Origin of the sequence: Enterobacter cloacae complex sp. FDA-CDC-AR_0132 (genome assembly GCF_003010695.1) — a bacterium.
GTDB lineage: Bacteria > Pseudomonadota > Gammaproteobacteria > Enterobacterales > Enterobacteriaceae > Enterobacter > Enterobacter ludwigii.
In genome coordinates, this window is record NZ_CP027618.1 from 3,319,568 (window position 1) to 3,338,275 (window position 18,708).

Below are 18,708 nucleotides of genomic sequence, written 5' to 3' on the forward strand. Positions count from 1 at the left end.
AAAGCTTATAATTAATTTAGATAAAGGCAATTCGTATAAACAGAAGCCAAACGGCTCATTTTTTCTTATGACCCGAAAAAGACTTCTGGATGGCTGTAAAACTGGTTGAATTTTGTGCTATTGCTTCAGATTGCAATAAGCGCAATAAGAATAGGGTTTATTTTTTGTGCGCAGATGTTTCGTGGAAACAAAACGTAACAGGTAGTGGTTGTAACGGGGTTGTGGTTTAAAAATGCTGACTTTGCGCTGACGAAAACTGACAATGCAGAATAAAATAATGGCCAGCAATTGCTGGCCATTTGTTATTCAGTCGATTAGAAACTGGCGTTACGCGGTGTGCGTGGGAATGGAATAACGTCACGGACGTTCTGAACACCGGTGACATAGGCGATCAGACGCTCAAAGCCCAGACCAAAACCGGCATGCGGGACGGTACCGTAACGGCGTAAATCGCGATACCAGCTGTAATCCGCAGGATTAAGGCCCATCTCTTCCATGCGTGCGTCCAGTACGTCAAGACGCTCTTCACGCTGAGAACCACCGATGATTTCACCAATGCCCGGCGCCAGGACGTCCATCGCCGCAACGGTTTTACCGTCTTCGTTAAGGCGCATATAGAAGGCCTTAATGTCTTTCGGGTAGTTTTTCACCACAACCGGTGCTTTGAAGTGCTTCTCAGCCAGGTAACGCTCGTGCTCAGACGCCAGGTCAACGCCCCAGTAAACCGGGTTCTCAAACTTCTCACCGCATTTCTCGAGGATGGCCACCGCGTCGGTGTAGTCCACCTGCGCGAAATCTGCTGAGACAAAACGTTCCAGACGTGCGACTGCATCGCTGTCGACGCGCTCTGCGAAGAATTTCATGTCATCAGGACGCTCTTCCAGCACCGCTTTGAAGACATATTTCAGCATCGCTTCTGCCAGACCCGCGACATCATCCAGATCTGCGAACGCCACTTCAGGCTCCAGCATCCAGAATTCCGCCAGGTGACGGCTGGTGTTGGAGTTTTCTGCACGGAAGGTTGGACCAAAGGTGTAGATTTTGGACAGCGCGCAGGCATAAGTTTCACCGTTGAGCTGACCAGAAACCGTCAGGAAAGCCTCTTTACCGAAGAAGTCTTTGTCATAGTCCACTTTACCTTCTGGCGTACGCGGCAGGTTTTCCATGTCCAGCGTAGAGACGCGGAACATTTCACCCGCGCCTTCCGTATCGGACGCGGTGATCAGTGGGGTAGACACCCAGAAATAACCCTGCTCGTCGAAGAAACGATGCAGCGCCTGCGCCAGCGTATGACGCACACGGGCAACCGCACCAATCAGGTTGGTGCGTGGACGCAGGTGCGCCACTTCACGCAGGTATTCGATGCTGTGACGTTTTGCCGCCATTGGGTAGGTGTCGGGATCTTCAACCCAGCCAGTGACTTCAATGGCTGAGGCCTGAATTTCGAAACTCTGACCCTGACCAGGTGATGCCACAACAACACCGGTTACGATAACGGAACAACCCGTTGTCAGGCGCAGAACGTCATCATTGTAATTGGGCAGAGAATTATTAATGACGGCCTGTACAGGATCAAAGCAGGAACCGTCATAGACGGCAAGGAAGGAGATGCCAGCTTTAGAATCTCGGCGAGTACGCACCCATCCGCGCACGGTGACTTCTTGGTCAACGGCGACACGGCCCTGGAGTACGTCGGCTACAGGCACAACGCTCATAATATTCTCTCTGTTAATAGTCGGAAAAAATAAACACTTGTCCACCCTTACTGGGGGGGATATCTATGTTACCTGGCATCCGCCATCAGACAAGCAGATTTCGCAGTCAAAAGAGAAGAATTAAGAAATAAATTGAGGAGAGGGGAGCCTGAAAGGCTCCCGAAAGCAGTTAACTGGCTTTTTTGATCTGCGGCAGATCGAATGCTTTGCGTAATGCGCGCACAAAGGCTTTGTCATGGCAGATGGTTTTACCGGGGCTATCGGAGAGCTTAGCTACCGGCTTACCGTTACATTCCACCAGTTTTATCACGATGTTCAGAGGTTTTACCTGAGGGATGTCGCAGGTCAGGCGGGTGCCAATCCCAAAGCTCAGGTTAATTCTGGAGGTGAAATGACGATAGAGATCGACCGCTTTCGCCAGATCGAGGTTATCGGAGAAGACCAGCACCTTGCTCATCGGGTCAATGCCCAGTTTTTCGTAATGGGCAATGGCCTTTTCACCCCATTCAACCGGATCCCCGGAATCATGGCGTAATCCCTGATAACGTTCGGCAAATTCAGGGCCAAAATCACGCAGGAACGCGTCCATCGTAATACAGTCGGTAAGCGCGATGCCCAGTTGATTGGGATATTCTTCCAGCCACGCGGCCAGTGCGGCACGCTGGCTGTTTGCCAGGTCCGGGCTTATCTGCTGATGCGCCTGGAACCACTCATGCGCCTGGGTACCCATTGGGGTCAGATCCAGACGACGTGCCAGATCGTAGTTGCTGGTGCCCACGAACCACGGCTCCTGCTGCAGACGCTTCACAATAGCCTGCTGCACTTCGCGAGAGAAACGGCGACGCGTGCCAAAATCCATCAGGCGGAAGCGGGACATATCGAGCCCTTCGGTCAGCGTTGAGAATGCGGCCAGTTTATTTTCCAGCGACGCGACTGCCTGCTCAACGCCGGTTTCCGGGGAACGGTAGCGGTGGGCCAGTTCACTGATCACCGCGAGAAGCGGAACTTCCCACATGATCACTTCACGCCACGGGCCTTCAAGACGAATATCCAGCTTGCCGTTATCATTGACCACGGTCACCTGCTCCGGCTTATAGCGGAAGTCGCGCAGCCAGTTCAGGTAGTCAGCTTTAAAGAAGGGCAGGCCAGAGAGCCACTGATATTCGTCGTCCTGCAGCGTCAGATGCTGCATAGCATCGACCTGTTCACGAATGGAGTCTGCGTAGATACCGAGCAAGTCGTCACCACGGCAGCGGAATTCCGCCGCGACATGGACGTCATAGTAATGGTGGAAAACGGCTTGCTGCATATGCAGTTTATACGCGTCGGTATCCAGCAATGTATGCAGAACAGGAGAAGCGAATTGAGTCATAGGTGCGCAGTAGCATCCTCTCACAGGAGCGTTTAGTACAATAAACAACTCCGGAGTATACCTTGTTTAGTGATTTATTGAACCCCGATCACAACATAAGCGCTCTTTATGGTCGAGGGCATTTTGTGCCCCGTGTTATACAAATGTAGCGAAAAAGGTGTTTGTACCTGAAAAGATGAACATTCTGCATAGCGCGTTTTACACAACAGGAATAGACTGGATTCGTTATTCGACAAACGATGCATAAGGTTTTCTATGACACAACAGCCACAAGCCAAATACCGCCACGACTACCGTGCGCCGGATTACCTGATTAGCGATATCGATCTGACTTTTGACCTGGATGCCACTAAAACCGTTGTCACGGCGGTAAGCCAGCTCACGCGCCAGAGCGCGACGGCTGTGCCGCTGCGTCTGGATGGTGAAGACCTGACGCTGGTCTCCGTGCAGATCAATGAGCAAGCATGGTCTGACTATAAAATAGAAGGCAACCAGCTGGTTATCGACAACCTGCCGGAACGCTTTACGCTGCGCATCGTGAATGAAATCAGCCCGGCTGCCAACACGGCGCTGGAAGGGCTTTACCAGTCTGGCGTGGCCCTGTGCACCCAGTGTGAGGCCGAAGGTTTCCGCCACATTACCTGGTATCTTGACCGCCCGGACGTGCTGGCACGCTTTACAACGAAAATCATCGCCGATAAAACCCTCTATCCGTTCCTGCTTTCCAACGGCAACCGCGTAGGTGAAGGCGAGCTGGAAAACGGTCGCCACTGGGTACAGTGGCAGGATCCGTTCCCGAAACCGTGTTACCTGTTTGCGCTGGTGGCGGGTGATTTCGACGTGCTGCGTGATACGTTCAAAACCCGTTCAGGCCGCGACGTCGCGCTGGAGTTGTTCGTCGACCGCGGCAACCTGGACCGCGCGCCATGGGCGATGACCTCGCTTATCAACTCCATGAAGTGGGATGAAGAGCGCTTTGGCCTCGAGTATGACCTCGACATCTATATGATCGTTGCTGTCGACTTCTTCAACATGGGCGCGATGGAGAATAAAGGTCTTAACGTCTTTAACTCCAAATACGTGCTGGCACGTACCGATACCGCGACCGATAAAGATTACCTGGATATTGAACGCGTCATCGGACACGAGTATTTCCATAACTGGACCGGAAACCGCGTCACCTGCCGTGACTGGTTCCAACTGAGCCTGAAAGAGGGCCTGACCGTCTTCCGTGACCAGGAGTTCAGTTCCGATCTGGGTTCCCGTGCGGTGAACCGCATTAACAACGTGCGCACCATGCGTGGCCTGCAGTTTGCGGAAGATGCCAGCCCAATGGCACACCCTATCCGTCCCGATAAAGTCATCGAGATGAATAACTTCTACACCCTGACGGTGTACGAAAAAGGGGCGGAAATTATCCGCATGATCCATACCCTGCTGGGTGAAGAGAACTTCCAGAAAGGGATGCAGCTCTACTTCGAGCGTCATGACGGCAGCGCAGCCACCTGCGACGATTTTGTGCAGGCGATGGAGGATGCGTCTAATGTCGATCTTTCCCATTTCCGCCGCTGGTACAGCCAGGCCGGGACGCCGATTGTCACCGTCAAAGACGACTACAATCCGGAAACCGAGCAGTACACCCTGACCATCAGCCAGCGCACGCCGCCAACGGCAGAGCAGGAAGAAAAACACCCGCTGCACATTCCTTTCAGTATTGAACTGTATGACAACGAGGGTAACGTGATCCCGCTGCAGAAGGGCGGTCATCCGGTCCACCACGTCCTGAACGTGACCCAGGCGGAACAGACCTTTATCTTTGATAACGTCTATTTCCAGCCGGTTCCCGCGCTGCTGTGTGAATTCTCTGCGCCCGTGAAACTGGAATATAAGTGGAGCGACCAGCAACTGACGTTCCTGATGCGCCATGCGCGCAATGACTTCTCACGCTGGGATGCGGCGCAAAGCCTGCTGGCGACCTACATCAAGCTGAACGTTAATCGTCATCAGCAGGGCCAGCCGCTGTCGCTGCCGGTTCACGTTGCGGACGCATTCCGCGCAGTCCTGCTGGATGAGAAGATTGACCCGGCGCTGGCGGCTGAAATTCTGACGTTGCCATCCGCAGGCGAAATCGCCGAACTGTTCGACATCATCGATCCGATTGCCATTGTGGCGGTGCGTGAAGCGCTGACCCGTACGCTGGCGAACGAGCTTGCAGACGAATTCCTCGCAATCTACAACGCTAATAAGCTTGACGCTTATCGTGTGGAACATGCTGACATCGGTAAACGTTCCCTGCGTAACACCTGCCTGCGTTATCTGGCCTTCGGTGAGCGCGAGCTGGCAAACACGCTGGTGAGCAAGCAGTATCACGAAGCTGACAACATGACCGACGCGCTGGCAGCCCTGGCTGCAAGTGTTGCCGCCGAACTGCCGTGCCGTGATGCGCTAATGCAGGAGTACGATGACAAGTGGCATCAGGATGGTCTGGTGATGGACAAGTGGTTCATCCTGCAGGCCACCAGCCCGGCGGCCGATGCCCTCAGCAATGTACGCAGTCTGCTGAAGCATCGCTCCTTCACCATGAGCAACCCAAACCGCGTGCGTTCCCTGATTGGCGCGTTTGCCAGCAGCAACCCGGCGGCGTTCCATGCGGAAGATGGCAGCGGTTATCAGTTTATGGTGGAAATGTTGACCGAGCTGAACAGCCGTAACCCACAGGTGGCGTCACGCCTGATTGAGCCGCTGATCCGTCTGAAACGCTATGATGCACAGCGCCAGGCGAAAATGCGTGCTGCGCTTGAGCAGCTGAAAGGGCTGGAAAACCTGTCTGGCGATCTGTACGAGAAGATCGCTAAGGCACTGGCCTGATCGAAAGACCCATCCTCCCTCTCCCGGTGGGAGAGGGAGGATGTCAGCCGTGAGCCGTCATTAACGCTCGCTCGCTGACCCCGCGCTTCATCACCCGATTCAGCACTTCCGCCTCCAGCTCTGCCAGTCTTACCGACCCTACGCGGCGCGGACGCGCAATATCGACCGTGACATCAAGACCGATTTTCCCTTCTTCTATTAGCAGCACGCGGTCTGCCATCGCGACGGCTTCGCTCACATCGTGCGTCACCAGAAGTACCGTAAAGCCATGCTTTTGCCAGAGTGCGGCAATCAGGTCCTGCATTTCGATTCGCGTCAGGGCGTCGAGCGCGCCGAGTGGCTCATCCAGCAGCAGCAAGCCCGGACGATGTATCAGCGCTCGCGCCAGCGCCACGCGCTGCTTCTGCCCGCCGGAGAGCGCCGCAGGCCATTCACCCGCACGGTTTTCCAGCCCTACGGCGGCTAGCGCCTGGCGGGCTTCATCCCGCCAGTTGCCGTTGAGGCCCAGTCCGACATTATCAATCACCGTTTTCCAGGGCAGCAGGCGCGCGTCCTGAAACATCATGCGGGTATCATCCTGAATAGTGGCCAGCGGTGTCGCGCCTGCCAGAATTTCGCCGCCGTTGGGGGATTCTAGCCCGGCTAAAAGGCGTAACAGCGTACTCTTGCCGCCGCCACTGCGGCCCACAATGGCGACAAATTGTCCGGCAGGAATATGCAGATCCAGCGCGTTGAGAATCGCGTTTTCGCCATAGCGCTTCGTGACACCGTTAAGGAGCAGCGGTGTACCCTGAGTCAGTCGGGCAGTATTCATGCTTTAGCCTCCTGTGAAATATAGGCTGGATTCCAGCGCAGCCAGCTGCGTTCCAGCCACTGGGCGCTGACGTCGGCAAGTTTGCCGAGCAGGGCATAGAGGATAATGGCCACCACCACCACGTCCGTTTGCAGGAATTCGCGGGCGTTCATCGCCAGATAGCCAATCCCTGAGTTTGCAGAGATGGTCTCTGCCACAATCAGCGTCAGCCACATCAGGCCGAGCGCAAAGCGCACGCCGACCATTATGGAGGGCAGGGCGCCCGGCAGGATCACATGCATAAAGAGGGCAAAACCGGACAGGCCGTAACTGCGTGCCATTTCGACCAGTCCGCGATCGATGTTGCGGATCCCATGCCAGGTATTAATGTAAATCGGGAACAGCGTACCCAGCGCGACGAGAAAAATTTTGGCGCTCTCATCAATACCAAACCATAAAATGACCAGCGGGATCAGCGCCAGATGCGGCACATTACGCAGCATCTGAATGGAGGTATCGAGCAGCCGCTCGCCCCAGCGAGAAAGCCCGCTGATCAGACCCAGTACCAGGCCGATGCTTCCGCCAATCGAAAAACCAATTACCGCGCGCCATGAGCTGATGGCCAAATGCTGCCAGAGTTCGCCGCTGACGCTCAGCGACCAGAATGCCTCTATTACGCCCTCCGGAGAGGGCAGAATACGGCTCGACAGCCAGCCGGCAGAAGACGCGAGTTGCCAGACAAGCACAATGCCAACGGGTAAAAACCATGGGGCGGCACGTAGCAACCATTTTTGTGAGGGGGCAGACATGGCAACTCCTTAGCTTTGTGCGGCTCTTCGCGGGATAAACTCGTTAGCCACGGCTTCGCCCTGAAGCTGGAGCTGGCGGGGCTGCGGTACGTCCGGGATGGCGACATCCAGATGCGGGAATAACAGCTCGCCCACTTTGTAGGCCTCTTCCAGGTGCGGATAACCGGAGAGGATAAAACTGTCGATACCCAGGTCCGCGTATTCATTGATCCGCGCAGCCACCGTTGGACCGTCGCCGACCAGCGCGGTACCCGCACCGCCGCGCACCAGGCCGACGCCCGCCCACAGGTTCGGGCTGATCTCCAGATTCTCGCGCTTACCGTTGTGCAATGACGCCATTCTGTGCTGGCCGACGGAGTCGGTTTTCGCAAACGCCGCCTGAGCTTTAGCGATAGTCTCATCATCCAGATGCGCGATCAGCCGGTCGGCCGCCTGCCAGGCTTCTTCATTGGTTTCACGCACAATCACATGCAGGCGAATACCAAAGCGCACCTTGCGACCATGCGCTGCCGCTTTGGCGCGCACCTGGGCAATTTTCTCTTTGACCAGCTCGGGCGGCTCACCCCAGGTGAGGTAGAGATCAACCTGTTCAGCCGCCAGATCCTGCGCCACATCTGATGAGCCGCCGAAGTAAAGAGGAGGGCGCGGCTGCTGCACCGGCGGGAAGTAGAGCCTGGCGTCGCGAACGTGAATATGTTTACCTTCGAAGGTGACGGTTTCCCCCTCCAGCAGACGTCGCCAGACGCGGGTGAACTCGGCGGACGCTTCATAGCGTTCGGTGTGATCGAGGAACACGCCGTCACCCGCCAGCTCCTGCGGATCGCTTCCGGTGACCAGGTTAAACAGGGCCCGGCCGTTAGAGAGCCGGTCGAGCGTTGCCGCCTGGCGCGCCGCGACGGTCGGGGAGACCACGCTCGGGCGCAGTGCCACGAGGAACTTCAGGCGTTGGGTCACGGGGATCATCGATGCGGCTACCAGCCACGCATCCTCGCACGAGCGTCCGGTGGGGATCAGTACGCCGGTAAAACCGATTCGGTCAGCTGCCTGCGCAATCTGCTGCAGATAGCCGTGGTCAACCGGGCGTGAACCCTCTTCTGTGCCAAGATAGTGTCCATCACCGTGGGTGGGTAAAAACCAGAAAAGATTCAGACTCATGATTTGGTTCCTTCTTTGCCTGCGGGTTGCCAGATGCGTTCGCGAATATTCACCTGTTTTGGAACAAGGCGATTTTGATAGAAGAGATCTGCGGTTTGCTGCTGCAGCGCAGCGACGTGTGCGTCCACCGGGGTAATGGTGGTCTGTGGACGGTGATCGAGATAGCTCGCGATCACCGGCTCAGGTAAGCCCATGGTTTTCGCCAGCAGGGTAATGCTCTCCTGACGTTGGCTTTGCGTTAGCGCATCCGCCTGAGTAAAGGTGTTGAGAACATCCTGAATAAAAGCGCCATTCTTTTCCGCATACGGGCGCGCGGCGAGGTAGAACGAGCCGGTTTGTTTCAGCGTGGTGCCATCTTTTAATACCCGCACGCCGCCCTGCAGTAAAGCTGCGGAGTAGTAGGGATCCCAGATAGCCCATGCGTCGACATTGCCCTGCTGGAAAGCGGCGCGAGCATCAGCCGGCGTCAAATAAACGGGTTGAATGTCGGTGAATTTAAGCCCCGCCTCCTGCAGGGCCCGCAGCAGCAGGTTATGCGAGCTGGAGCCTTTCTGGAATGCAACCTTGTGGCCTTTGAGATCGGCGACCGTCTTAATGGTGCTATTTTCAGGGACCAGAATGACCTCAGCCTTCGGCTTGGCCGGCTCAACGCCGACATAAACCAGGTCGGCCCCCGCCGCCTGCGCGAATATTGGCGGAATATCCCCGGTGCTGCCGAGGTCGATGCTTCCGACATTCAGGGCTTCCAGCATTTGCGGGCCAGCAGGGAACTCAATCCAGGAGAATGTGGTCTTCGGGAAGCGTTTTTCCAGAAGCTGATGGCTTTTAGCCAGCACCATACTGACGCTGCCTTTCTGATAGCCGATGCGTAAATGCTCAGGCGCCGTCTCTACCGCGTGGGCCAGCGAGGTGAGCGCAAAAAGCCCAGCCAGTCCGAGACGGGTTAATCTTTTAAACATGAGCGACTCCCTGTGATTGTTTAAACGCCGGGGCGTGGATATCTCTGCGGTGCAGGGCATGCCAGAAGGTTTCCAGGGCGCTGTCGAGACGGGTTTGCAGATTCGGCGTGAAGTGAGGCTTGTGTTGATAATCGATAACCTGCGAGTCGTCGGCAAAGACGCCGTGGAGGATCTCCTGCGCTTTTAGCGCATTGAGTACCGGCTTGAGGGCATAATCCACCGCCAGTAAATGGGCCACCGTGCCGCCCGTTGCCAGTGGCAGGACCACTTTGCCGTCCAGCGCACGTTCAGGCAGCAGATCGAGCAGGGTTTTCAGGGCCCCGGAAAACGAAGCTTTATAGATAGGCGTCGCCACGATTAAGCCATCAGCCCCTTTAAGCTGTTCAGTCAGCGTTTGCAGCGCCGGACTGTCAAAACGGGCGTAGAGCAGATCCTCGGGGTCGAAGTTATGCAGATTCCAGTGGCATACTTCCACATCCAGAGCATTGAGCTTTTCACGGGCATATTCCAGCAGTGCGCTGGAGCGAGAGGGGAATCGTGGACTTCCGGCCAGGGTTATGACGCGCATGCATGCTCCTTATAACTAATTGTTTGCTTTTATCTAACATTCATAACAATTTTCAGGAGTGTGACACTGCCCGGTTATTCCACTAAATGATTTATCTGCAATTAAAATGCGAAAAAGCGCATAAGAACGGGGCTGCGAGGTAAACGATTGCGTCTAACGGTGTTTTTTTTGCCACAGGTCAATTCCTTTTCCGGGCCGGATCGCACATAATCCCCTCCCGGTTTGCACACCGGGAATCCAGGAGAGTTCATGTACTACCCCTTCGTTCGTAAAGCCCTTTTCCAGCTCGATCCTGAGCGCGCTCATGAATTTACATTCCAGCAGTTACGTCGTATTACCGGAACGCCGCTGGCCGCACTGGTGCGTCAAAACGTGCCGGAAAAACCTGTGCAATGCATGGGCCTGACCTTTAAAAATCCGCTGGGTCTCGCGGCGGGTCTGGATAAAAATGGTGAGTGCATTGATGCCCTAGGCGCGATGGGCTTTGGCTCCATCGAAATCGGTACCGTCACGCCGCGTCCGCAGCCAGGTAATGATAAGCCGCGTCTGTTCCGCCTGGTCGAAGCCGAAGGGCTGATCAACCGCATGGGCTTTAATAACCTCGGCGTTGATCACCTTGTTGAGAACGTAAAAAAAGTCCATTTTGATGGTGTATTGGGCATCAATATTGGCAAAAATAAAGACACGCCGGTAGAGCAGGGTAAAGATGACTATCTGATTTGTATGGAAAAAGTCTATGCCTACGCGGGGTATATTGCGGTGAATATTTCCTCACCAAATACCCCAGGTCTGCGCTCTTTACAATATGGCGAAGCACTGGACGATCTTCTGGGTGCCATTAAAAATAAACAAAATGAGCTTCAGGCGATCCACCATAAATATGTTCCGGTTGCGGTTAAGATCGCACCGGATCTTTCTGCTGAAGAATTGATCCAGGTTGCCGACAGTTTAGTTCGCCATAATATTGACGGGGTGATTGCGACCAATACCACACTCGATCGCTCGCTCGTTCAGGGAATGAAAAACTGTGACGAAGCGGGTGGGTTAAGTGGACGTCCGGTACAATTAAAAAGCACAGAAATTATTCGTGCCCTGTCAGCAGAATTAAAAGGACGACTGCCGATTATTGGCGTCGGTGGTATCGACTCCGTGATTGCGGCTCGCGAGAAGATGGCGGCGGGTGCCTCACTGGTGCAAATCTATTCCGGTTTTATTTTTAAAGGACCGCAGCTGATTAAAGAAATCGTTACTCATATCTAATCTTTTCTCTTTATCAGACAACCAGGGCTTTATTTCCAGCCCTGGTTGTTTTATATTCCGTCATTGTTGCTTATTTAGTCATTATAGTCTTTTATTAATGGTGTTATAAACGAAGCGGCGAACAGGACATTTTTAGTACAGGAAGTTTGGGGACGGGAGAGAAACATGCGAATTAAACCTGACGATAACTGGCGCTGGTATTTTTGTGACGAGCATGACCGCATGATGCTCGATTTAGCCAATGGTATGTTGTTTCGTTCCCGTTTTGCTCGCCGAATGTTAACCCCGGACGCCTTCTCCCCGTCAGGCTTTTGTGTTGACGACGCTGCGCTTTATTTCTCCTTTGAAGAAAAATGCCGCGACCTGGTGCTTTCTAAAGAGCAGCGTGCCGAACTGGTATTAAACGCGTTAGTGGCAATTCGATTCCTGAAACCGCAAATGCCGAAAAGCTGGCATTTTTTACCGCACAGCATGAACTGGTCCCCCGCCACCGGCGATGCGGCGAGCGTAAACCTGAGCGATACCGCTGAAGAGGTGAGCCTGCTGGTGGTTGAGCCTGGCGAAAATGCCGCGCTCTGTCTGCTGGCCCAGCCCGGTGTGACCATTGCCGGGCGGACGATGCAACTGGGGGATGCCATTAAGGTAATGAATGACAGGCTGAAACCGCAGCAACGCGTAGACGCTTTCAGCCTCGAGCAGGCCGTTTAAGCTTCCAGCTGTACCGACGTTTTCGGAATACAGCTGCAGCACAGAATTGTACCATCATCACCAATCGCGGATTTTTTCAGCGCGCTGACTTCCCCTTCGACCAGCTTGATTCGACAGCACCCACAGATGCCTGCCCGGCAGGAGTAAGGTACGCGGATCCCCGCTTGTTCCAGCTGTTCAAGTAAAACCTGCTGATTGTTGCCGCGGATAACGGTGCCCTGCCAGTGAATGTCTACGGGCGAGCTGGCTGGCGTCTCAACGTCGACGAACTCTTCTTCCTGACCTGCGCCATACACTCTTGCGGGTCCACGGGCGAGAATTTCGACTTCGTCACCCACGCGGATGACGCCGCTTGAGCGCGGAATGAGGTTCTGGCCGAAATCCACATCGCCATTGTCCTGCGCTGTGCGGAATGACTGCAGGGTTTTTAACGGCTCGCCGGAAGGGTGTTTCTGGCCTTTTTCGGGACTGACGGTGGTAAAGATACAGCGGCTGCAGGGCTTCACGACATCAAATACCACGCTGCCGATACGGATCACTTTCCAGGTATCCTCTTCCCAGGCGTCAGCGCCTGTAACAACCAGGTTGGGACGAAACTGCTCCATCTGAACGCTGGCTTTACAGCGACGCTGCAGGTCGCGCAGGGAGGCGTCGTTAGTCAACAGGAAGGGGAAGCCGTCCGCGAATGAGAGCGGGACCGCCTCGTGGCGCTTAACGCGCCGCGTCAGCGCCGGGCCGACCCAGCGCAGCTGCACATCCCGGGAGAAGAAGCCGCTCAGCCAGCGGTTAATGTCATCCGGGGCGATGCGCGCGGTAAAATGATTGCCCCACACTTCCGTTGGCGCTTCGACAGGCGCAAAATCAGCAAAGCGGATCACCACGCTGGAGCCATCCGGCGCGGTGAGATGCAAACCGTCATAAAGCGGGGAAGGGGTAAAGCGAACCATTTGTGGGAACTGGCGTGCGGTAATGAACGTACCGTCAGGTTCGGTGACCATAAAGATACGATCGAAGGCAAATCCGCTCATGTCGGCCAGCGCGTGTGAAACACCGATCCCGCGCATGGATTTCACCGGATGAATAAAAAGCCTGGATAACGTCGCCACTGCACAGCCCCTCGAATGAAAATAAGCCTTCAACTTTATGACATACACGCCATATTAGCTATAATGCGCGACAATTTTCTAAGAGTAAAAGTGACGATATGAATTCTCTGTTTGCCAGTACGGCCCGTGGGCTGGAAGAGCTGTTAAAAACTGAACTGGAAACCCTGGGTGCGCAAGAGTGCCAGGTGGTTCAGGGTGGTGTCCATTTTGAGGGCGACACACGGCTTATTTACCAGAGCCTGATGTGGAGCCGTCTGGCATCACGCATCATGCTGCCGATGAAAGAGTGCAAGGTTTACAGCGACCTTGACCTCTATACCGGCGTACAGATGATCGACTGGACAGAGATCTTCTCCCCGAATGCCACCTTTGCCGTGCACTTTAATGGCGTGAACGATGAGATCCGCAACAGCCAGTACGGTGCCCTGCGCGTTAAAGACGCCATTGTGGACTGCTTCACGCGTAAAAATAAGGAACGCCCAAACGTCGATCGTGAAAATCCCGATCTGCGGATCAACGTCTGGCTCAACGGCGACACCGCCAGTATCTCTCTGGATCTGAGCGGCGCGGGTCTGCACCTGCGTGGTTATCGCGATCGTACCGGTATGGCGCCCATCAAAGAGACTCTCGCCGCCGCCATCGTGATGCGTTCCGGCTGGCAGCCAGGCACACCGCTGCTCGACCCGATGTGTGGCTCCGGTACGCTGCTGATTGAGGCCGCTATGCTGGCCACCGACCGCGCACCGGGCCTGCACCGCGGCCATTGGGGCTTCGGCGGCTGGGCGCAGCACGATGAGGCGCTGTGGAAAGAGGTCAAAGACGAAGCGCAGACCCGTGCACGTAAAGGTCTGGCGGAGTACACCTCCCATTTCTACGGCTCTGACAGCGACTCACGCGTCATTGAGCGTGCGCGCAGCAACGCCCGCCGTGCCGGTATCGGCGAGCTGGTCACCTTCGAAGTGAAAGACGTGGCGAACCTGACCAATCCGCTGCCAAAAGGCCCATACGGTACCGTTATCAGCAACCCGCCTTACGGCGAGCGTCTTGATAGCGAACCGGCGCTGATTGCCCTGCACAGCCTGCTGGGCCGTAATATGAAAAATGACTTTGGCGGCTGGAACCTGTCGCTGTTTAGCGCCTCGCCAGAACTGCTGAGCTGTCTGCAACTGCGTGCCGAACGCCAGTTTAAGGCGAAAAACGGCCCGCTGGACTGCGTGCAGAAAAACTACCATCTGGCCGAGAAAGCGGCGGACAGTAAACCATCGGGTGTGGCGGAAGATTACGCTAACCGCCTGCGTAAGAATCTGAAGAAATTCGAAAAATGGGCGAAACAGGAAGGTATCGAATGTTATCGCCTGTATGATGCCGATCTGCCGGAGTACAACGTGGCGGTTGACCGTTACGCTGACTGGGTTGTGGTGCAGGAATATGCGCCGCCAAAAACGATTGATGCACAAAAAGCGCGTCAGCGTATGCTGGACGTGATTGCGGCAACAATTTCGGTGCTGGGCATTGCGCCTAACAAACTGGTGCTGAAAACCCGTGAGCGTCAGAAAGGGAAAAATCAGTATCAGAAAATGGGTGAGAAGGGTGACTTTATCGAGGTGGGCGAATACAACGCGCGCCTGTGGGTTAACCTGACCGATTATCTGGATACCGGTCTGTTCCTTGACCACCGTATCGCCCGCCGCATGCTGGGCCAGATGAGCAAGGGTAAAGACTTCCTGAACCTGTTCTCCTATACCGGCAGCGCCAGTGTGCATGCTGGCCTTGGCGGCGCGCGCAGTACCACCACGGTGGATATGTCCCGTACTTACCTGGAATGGGCAGAACGTAACCTGCGCCTGAACGGTCTCACCGGGCGTCAGCATCGTCTGATGCAGGCTGACGTGCTGGGCTGGCTACGCGAAACGAACGAACAATTTGATCTGATCTTCATCGATCCCCCAACGTTCTCTAACTCCAAGCGTATGGAAGATAGCTTTGACGTTCAACGCGATCACCTGCGCCTGATGACCGACCTGAAACGCCTGCTGCGTAAGGGCGGTACCATTATGTTCTCGAATAACAAACGCGGCTTCCGCATGGATCATGAGGGGCTGGCTGCTCTGGGGCTGAAAGCACAAGAAATTAGCCAAAAAACGCTGTCCCAGGACTTTGCCCGTAATCGTCAGATCCATAACTGCTGGTTGATCTCCGCGGTCTGAAAGGAATAATACATGTCTTTAATTAGTATGCACGGCGCGTGGCTCTCTTTCAGCGACTCGCCGCTTCTCGACAATGCAGAACTGCACATCGAGGACAACGAGCGCGTCTGTCTGGTCGGCCGTAACGGCGCGGGTAAATCCACGCTGATGAAAATCCTCAACCGCGAACAGGGCCTGGACGACGGGCGTATTGTTTACGAGCAGGATCTTATCGTCTCTCGCCTGCAGCAAGATCCGCCGCGTCACGTGACCGGCAGCGTTTACGATTTTGTTGCCGAAGGTATCTCTGAGCAGGCTGAATACCTGAAGCGTTATCACGAGATTTCTCACCTGGTGATGACCGACCCGAGCGACAAGAATCTTAACGAACTGGCGAAAGTGCAGGAGATGCTCGATCACCACGGCCTGTGGCAGCTCGAAAACCGCATCAATGAAGTGCTGGCGCAGCTCGGACTGGAACCGGACATGGAGCTGTCGGCGCTTTCTGGCGGCTGGCTGCGTAAGGCTGCGCTTGGCCGCGCGCTGGTCAGCGGGCCGAAAGTGCTGCTGCTGGATGAACCGACGAACCACCTGGATATCGAAGCGATAGACTGGCTGGAAGGGTTCCTCAAAACCTTCAACGGGACCATTATCTTCATCTCCCACGACCGTTCGTTTATCCGCAATATGGCCACGCGTATTGTCGATCTCGATCGCGGCAAGCTGGTGACCTACCCTGGCGATTACGATACCTATCTGCTGGAGAAAGAAGAAAACCTGCGTGTGGAAGAGTTGCAGAACGCTGAATTCGACCGCAAGCTGGCGCAGGAAGAGGTCTGGATCCGTCAGGGCATCAAAGCCCGTCGTACCCGTAACGAAGGCCGCGTTCGCGCGCTGAAAGCGATGCGTCGTGAACGCAGCGAGCGCCGCGAAGTGATGGGCAGCGCCAGAATGCAGGTTGAAGAGGCTTCCCGTTCCGGCAAAATTGTCTTCGAAATGGAAAACGTCAACTATCAGGTTGATGGCAAAGTGCTGGTGAAAGACTTCTCCGCACAGGTTCAGCGTGGGGATAAAATCGCGCTGATCGGGCCGAATGGCTGCGGTAAAACCACGCTGTTGAAGCTGATGCTGGATCAGCTGAAGCCTGACAGCGGCCGCATTCACTGCGGTACTAAGCTCGAAGTGGCTTACTTCGACCAGCACCGTGCGGAGCTGGATCCGGACAGAACGGTGATGGATAACCTGGCGGAAGGTAAACAAGAGGTGATGGTTAACGGTAAGCCGCGCCATGTGCTGGGCTACCTGCAGGACTTCCTGTTCCATCCGAAACGTGCGCTGACGCCGGTACGCGCGTTGTCAGGCGGTGAGCGAAATCGTCTGCTGCTGGCACGTCTGTTCCTGAAGCCAAGTAACCTGCTGATCCTCGATGAACCAACAAACGACCTGGATGTGGAAACGCTCGAACTGCTGGAAGAGCTGATCGACGGCTATCAGGGAACCGTGATGCTGGTAAGCCACGACCGTCAGTTCGTCGATAACACCGTGACCGAGTGCTGGATCTTCGAAGGTGAAGGGCGAATCGGACAGTATGTGGGCGGCTATCACGATGCGAAAGGACAGCAGTCGCAGTCTCAGGCGCTAAAACAGGCTAAATCCAGAACCAGTTCCGAACCTGCTGTAACAAAAGCAGAAACTGTCAAGAAAACCTCGGTTAAACTAAGCTATAACCTGCAGCGCGAACTGGAAGGACTCCCTCAGCGTCTTGAAGAGCTGGAAGCCGCACTTGAAGATCTGCAGGCGCAGGTCGCTGATGCGTCATTCTTTACCCAATCGCATGACTATACTCAAAAAGTACTGGCAGAACTGTCCGCGGCTGAAAAAGCCCTGGAAGAAGCATTTGAGCGCTGGGAGTACCTTGAGTCTCTGAAGAACGGCGCATAAACAGGGATACAATATGTGTGACCAGCACCATGCCGACAGGCATATATTATGCTCTCAATGCGATATGCTCGTGGCGTTGCCAGAGCTTGGTCACGGACATAAAGCCCTGTGTCCCCGTTGCGGTACGACGTTGACAACCGAGTGGGACGCACCAAGGCAGCGTCCCACTGCTTATGCGCTGGCAGCGTTGTTCATGCTGCTGCTTTCCAATCTCTTCCCCTTCATTTATATGAAGGTGGGAGGGATGACCAGCCAGGTCGATTTGCTTGAAATTCCGGGGGTTATGTTCTCGGAAGACTATGCCAGCCTCGGCACCTTTTTCCTCCTGTTCGTACAGATCGTCCCGGCTTTTTGCCTGGTCGTCATTCTGTTGCTGGTGAACCGCGTCGCGATGCCCCTCGCGCTTAAAATCTGGCTCGCGCGTATCCTGTTCCAGTTAAAAAGCTGGGGCATGGCCGAAATCTTTCTGGCAGGTATCCTGGTCAGTTTCGTCAAATTGATGGCGTATGGCGATGTGGGTATCGGCAGCAGCTTTGTACCCTGGTGTCTGTACTGCGTGCTGCAACTGCGCGCCTTCCAGTGTGTGGACAGACGTTGGGCGTGGGACGATATCGCGCCGGCACCGAGGCTGGTGCAGACGGTAAAGGTGGGGGTGCCAGGCATCCGCCAGGGGCTTCGTTCTTGCCCATGCTGCACCGCTGTGCTGCCAGCCGATCTGGATGTGTGCCCGCGCTGCGAAACAAAAGGATACGTGCGACGTAAAAATAGCCTGCAGTGGACAATGGCGCTGCTGGTGACTTCCATCATGTTGTACCTGCCGGCCAATATCCTGCCGATTATGATCACCGATTTGCTCGGTGACAAAATGCCCTCGACAATCCTTGCCGGGGTAATACTGCTGTGGGGTGAAGGCTCCTATCCCGTTGCGGGGGTGATCTTTATTGCCAGTATTATGGTACCCACGTTAAAAATGATCGCCATTGCCTGGCTCTGCTGGGATGCGAAAGGCCATGGCAAACGCGACAGCGAACGCATGCACCTGATTTATGAAGTCGTCGAGTTTGTTGGACGCTGGTCAATGATTGATGTGTTTGTTATTGCCGTTCTCTCTGCACTGGTGCGGATGGGCGGATTGATGAGTATTTATCCCGCGATGGGGGCATTAATGTTTGCGCTGGTCGTTATTATGACCATGTTCGCGGCCATGACCTTCGACCCTCGTTTATCGTGGGATCGTGAGCCTGAATCAAGCCATGAGGAACAGTAAG

The 18,708-nt window shown here is 55.1% G+C and carries 14 protein-coding genes; 6 read left to right on the forward strand and 8 right to left on the reverse strand.

Annotated elements, in window-relative coordinates; translation table 11 throughout:
* Positions 1-314: 314 nt before the first annotated feature.
* The gene (asnS, locus tag AM379_RS15955; RefSeq protein ID WP_032677806.1) at positions 315-1,715 is read right to left on the reverse strand and encodes an asparagine--tRNA ligase; all 1,401 of its coding nucleotides are present in this window, start codon (positions 1,713-1,715) and stop codon (positions 315-317) included.
* A gap of 169 nt (positions 1,716-1,884) precedes the next feature.
* Positions 1,885-3,087, reverse strand: coding sequence for a nicotinate phosphoribosyltransferase (gene pncB, locus AM379_RS15960; protein WP_025204545.1), 1,203 nt, complete (start codon positions 3,085-3,087; stop codon positions 1,885-1,887).
* A 255-nt stretch (positions 3,088-3,342) separates the two neighbouring features.
* Between pncB and pepN the strand changes: the two genes are divergently transcribed.
* Entirely contained in the window at positions 3,343-5,955 is a 2,613-nt protein-coding gene (gene pepN, locus AM379_RS15965; RefSeq protein ID WP_106503894.1) for an aminopeptidase N, read from the forward strand.
* Between the two features lie 43 nt (positions 5,956-5,998).
* On the opposite strand, the gene ssuB is transcribed toward pepN, so the two are convergent.
* From ssuB to ssuE, 5 genes are read right to left on the reverse strand one after another with little or no spacing between them, the layout of a single operon-like run.
* The gene (gene ssuB / locus AM379_RS15970; protein WP_106503895.1) at positions 5,999-6,769 is read right to left on the reverse strand and encodes an aliphatic sulfonates ABC transporter ATP-binding protein; all 771 of its coding nucleotides are present in this window, start codon (positions 6,767-6,769) and stop codon (positions 5,999-6,001) included.
* Positions 6,766-7,557, reverse strand: a complete 792-nt coding sequence (gene ssuC, locus AM379_RS15975) for an aliphatic sulfonate ABC transporter permease SsuC (RefSeq protein WP_044866350.1) — start codon at positions 7,555-7,557, stop codon at positions 6,766-6,768. Before ssuC ends, ssuB begins: the two co-directional genes overlap by 4 nt.
* A gap of 9 nt (positions 7,558-7,566) precedes the next feature.
* Positions 7,567-8,712 carry an FMNH2-dependent alkanesulfonate monooxygenase gene (gene ssuD, locus AM379_RS15980; protein WP_014169416.1) on the reverse strand — a complete coding sequence of 382 codons (1,146 nt, stop codon included), beginning with the start codon at positions 8,710-8,712 and terminating at the stop codon, positions 7,567-7,569.
* Positions 8,709-9,671, reverse strand: a complete 963-nt coding sequence (locus AM379_RS15985; RefSeq protein WP_106503896.1) for a sulfonate ABC transporter substrate-binding protein — start codon at positions 9,669-9,671, stop codon at positions 8,709-8,711. Before AM379_RS15985 ends, ssuD begins: the two co-directional genes overlap by 4 nt.
* Entirely contained in the window at positions 9,664-10,239 is a 576-nt protein-coding gene (ssuE, locus tag AM379_RS15990) for an NADPH-dependent FMN reductase (protein WP_106503897.1), read from the reverse strand. Before ssuE ends, AM379_RS15985 begins: the two co-directional genes overlap by 8 nt.
* Positions 10,240-10,488: 249 nt before the next feature.
* On the opposite strand from ssuE, the gene pyrD reads away from it, so the two are divergent.
* Positions 10,489-11,499, forward strand: coding sequence for a quinone-dependent dihydroorotate dehydrogenase (gene pyrD, locus AM379_RS15995; RefSeq protein ID WP_106503898.1), 1,011 nt, complete (start codon positions 10,489-10,491; stop codon positions 11,497-11,499).
* Between the two features lie 165 nt (positions 11,500-11,664).
* A complete protein-coding gene (gene zapC / locus AM379_RS16000) occupies positions 11,665-12,207 on the forward strand; it encodes a cell division protein ZapC (RefSeq protein ID WP_014169420.1) in 543 nt (180 codons plus the stop codon).
* Here zapC and AM379_RS16005 read toward each other — a convergent pair.
* Complete coding sequence (locus AM379_RS16005; RefSeq protein ID WP_025204540.1) at positions 12,204-13,313, reverse strand: YcbX family protein; 1,110 nt, start codon at positions 13,311-13,313, stop codon at positions 12,204-12,206. The genes zapC and AM379_RS16005 overlap by 4 nt on opposite strands.
* 98 nt (positions 13,314-13,411) lie before the next feature.
* Between AM379_RS16005 and rlmKL the strand changes: the two genes are divergently transcribed.
* Genes rlmKL through pqiA form a run of 3 tightly spaced genes read left to right on the forward strand, consistent with a single transcriptional unit; the run spans position 13,412 to position 18,707 of the window.
* Positions 13,412-15,520 (forward strand): bifunctional 23S rRNA (guanine(2069)-N(7))-methyltransferase RlmK/23S rRNA (guanine(2445)-N(2))-methyltransferase RlmL, encoded by a 2,109-nt coding sequence (gene rlmKL / locus AM379_RS16010; RefSeq protein ID WP_106503899.1) that lies wholly within the window; start codon positions 13,412-13,414, stop codon positions 15,518-15,520.
* A 12-nt stretch (positions 15,521-15,532) separates the two neighbouring features.
* Positions 15,533-17,440, forward strand: coding sequence for an ABC transporter ATP-binding protein (locus AM379_RS16015; RefSeq protein ID WP_014169423.1), 1,908 nt, complete (start codon positions 15,533-15,535; stop codon positions 17,438-17,440).
* 13 nt (positions 17,441-17,453) lie between these two features.
* Complete coding sequence (gene pqiA, locus AM379_RS16020) at positions 17,454-18,707, forward strand: membrane integrity-associated transporter subunit PqiA (protein WP_014169424.1); 1,254 nt, start codon at positions 17,454-17,456, stop codon at positions 18,705-18,707.
* Position 18,708: the final 1 nt, after the last annotated feature.

What these genes read in the sequence shown, in the direction of transcription:
- pqiA (WP_014169424.1), top strand. Translation starts at nt 17,454, where the DNA reads ATGTGTGACCAGCACCATGCCGACAGGCATATATTATGCTCTCAATGC.
- zapC (WP_014169420.1), top strand. Translation starts at nt 11,665, where the DNA reads ATGCGAATTAAACCTGACGATAACTGGCGCTGGTATTTTTGTGACGAG.
- rlmKL (WP_106503899.1), top strand. Translation starts at nt 13,412, where the DNA reads ATGAATTCTCTGTTTGCCAGTACGGCCCGTGGGCTGGAAGAGCTGTTA.
- AM379_RS16015 (WP_014169423.1), top strand. Translation starts at nt 15,533, where the DNA reads ATGTCTTTAATTAGTATGCACGGCGCGTGGCTCTCTTTCAGCGACTCG.
- ssuB (WP_106503895.1), bottom strand. Translation starts at nt 6,769, where the DNA reads ATGAATACTGCCCGACTGACTCAGGGTACACCGCTGCTCCTTAACGGT.
- pepN (WP_106503894.1), top strand. Translation starts at nt 3,343, where the DNA reads ATGACACAACAGCCACAAGCCAAATACCGCCACGACTACCGTGCGCCG.
- asnS (WP_032677806.1), bottom strand. Translation starts at nt 1,715, where the DNA reads ATGAGCGTTGTGCCTGTAGCCGACGTACTCCAGGGCCGTGTCGCCGTT.
- ssuE (WP_106503897.1), bottom strand. Translation starts at nt 10,239, where the DNA reads ATGCGCGTCATAACCCTGGCCGGAAGTCCACGATTCCCCTCTCGCTCC.
- pyrD (WP_106503898.1), top strand. Translation starts at nt 10,489, where the DNA reads ATGTACTACCCCTTCGTTCGTAAAGCCCTTTTCCAGCTCGATCCTGAG.
- pncB (WP_025204545.1), bottom strand. Translation starts at nt 3,087, where the DNA reads ATGACTCAATTCGCTTCTCCTGTTCTGCATACATTGCTGGATACCGAC.
- AM379_RS15985 (WP_106503896.1), bottom strand. Translation starts at nt 9,671, where the DNA reads ATGTTTAAAAGATTAACCCGTCTCGGACTGGCTGGGCTTTTTGCGCTC.
- ssuD (WP_014169416.1), bottom strand. Translation starts at nt 8,712, where the DNA reads ATGAGTCTGAATCTTTTCTGGTTTTTACCCACCCACGGTGATGGACAC.
- ssuC (WP_044866350.1), bottom strand. Translation starts at nt 7,557, where the DNA reads ATGTCTGCCCCCTCACAAAAATGGTTGCTACGTGCCGCCCCATGGTTT.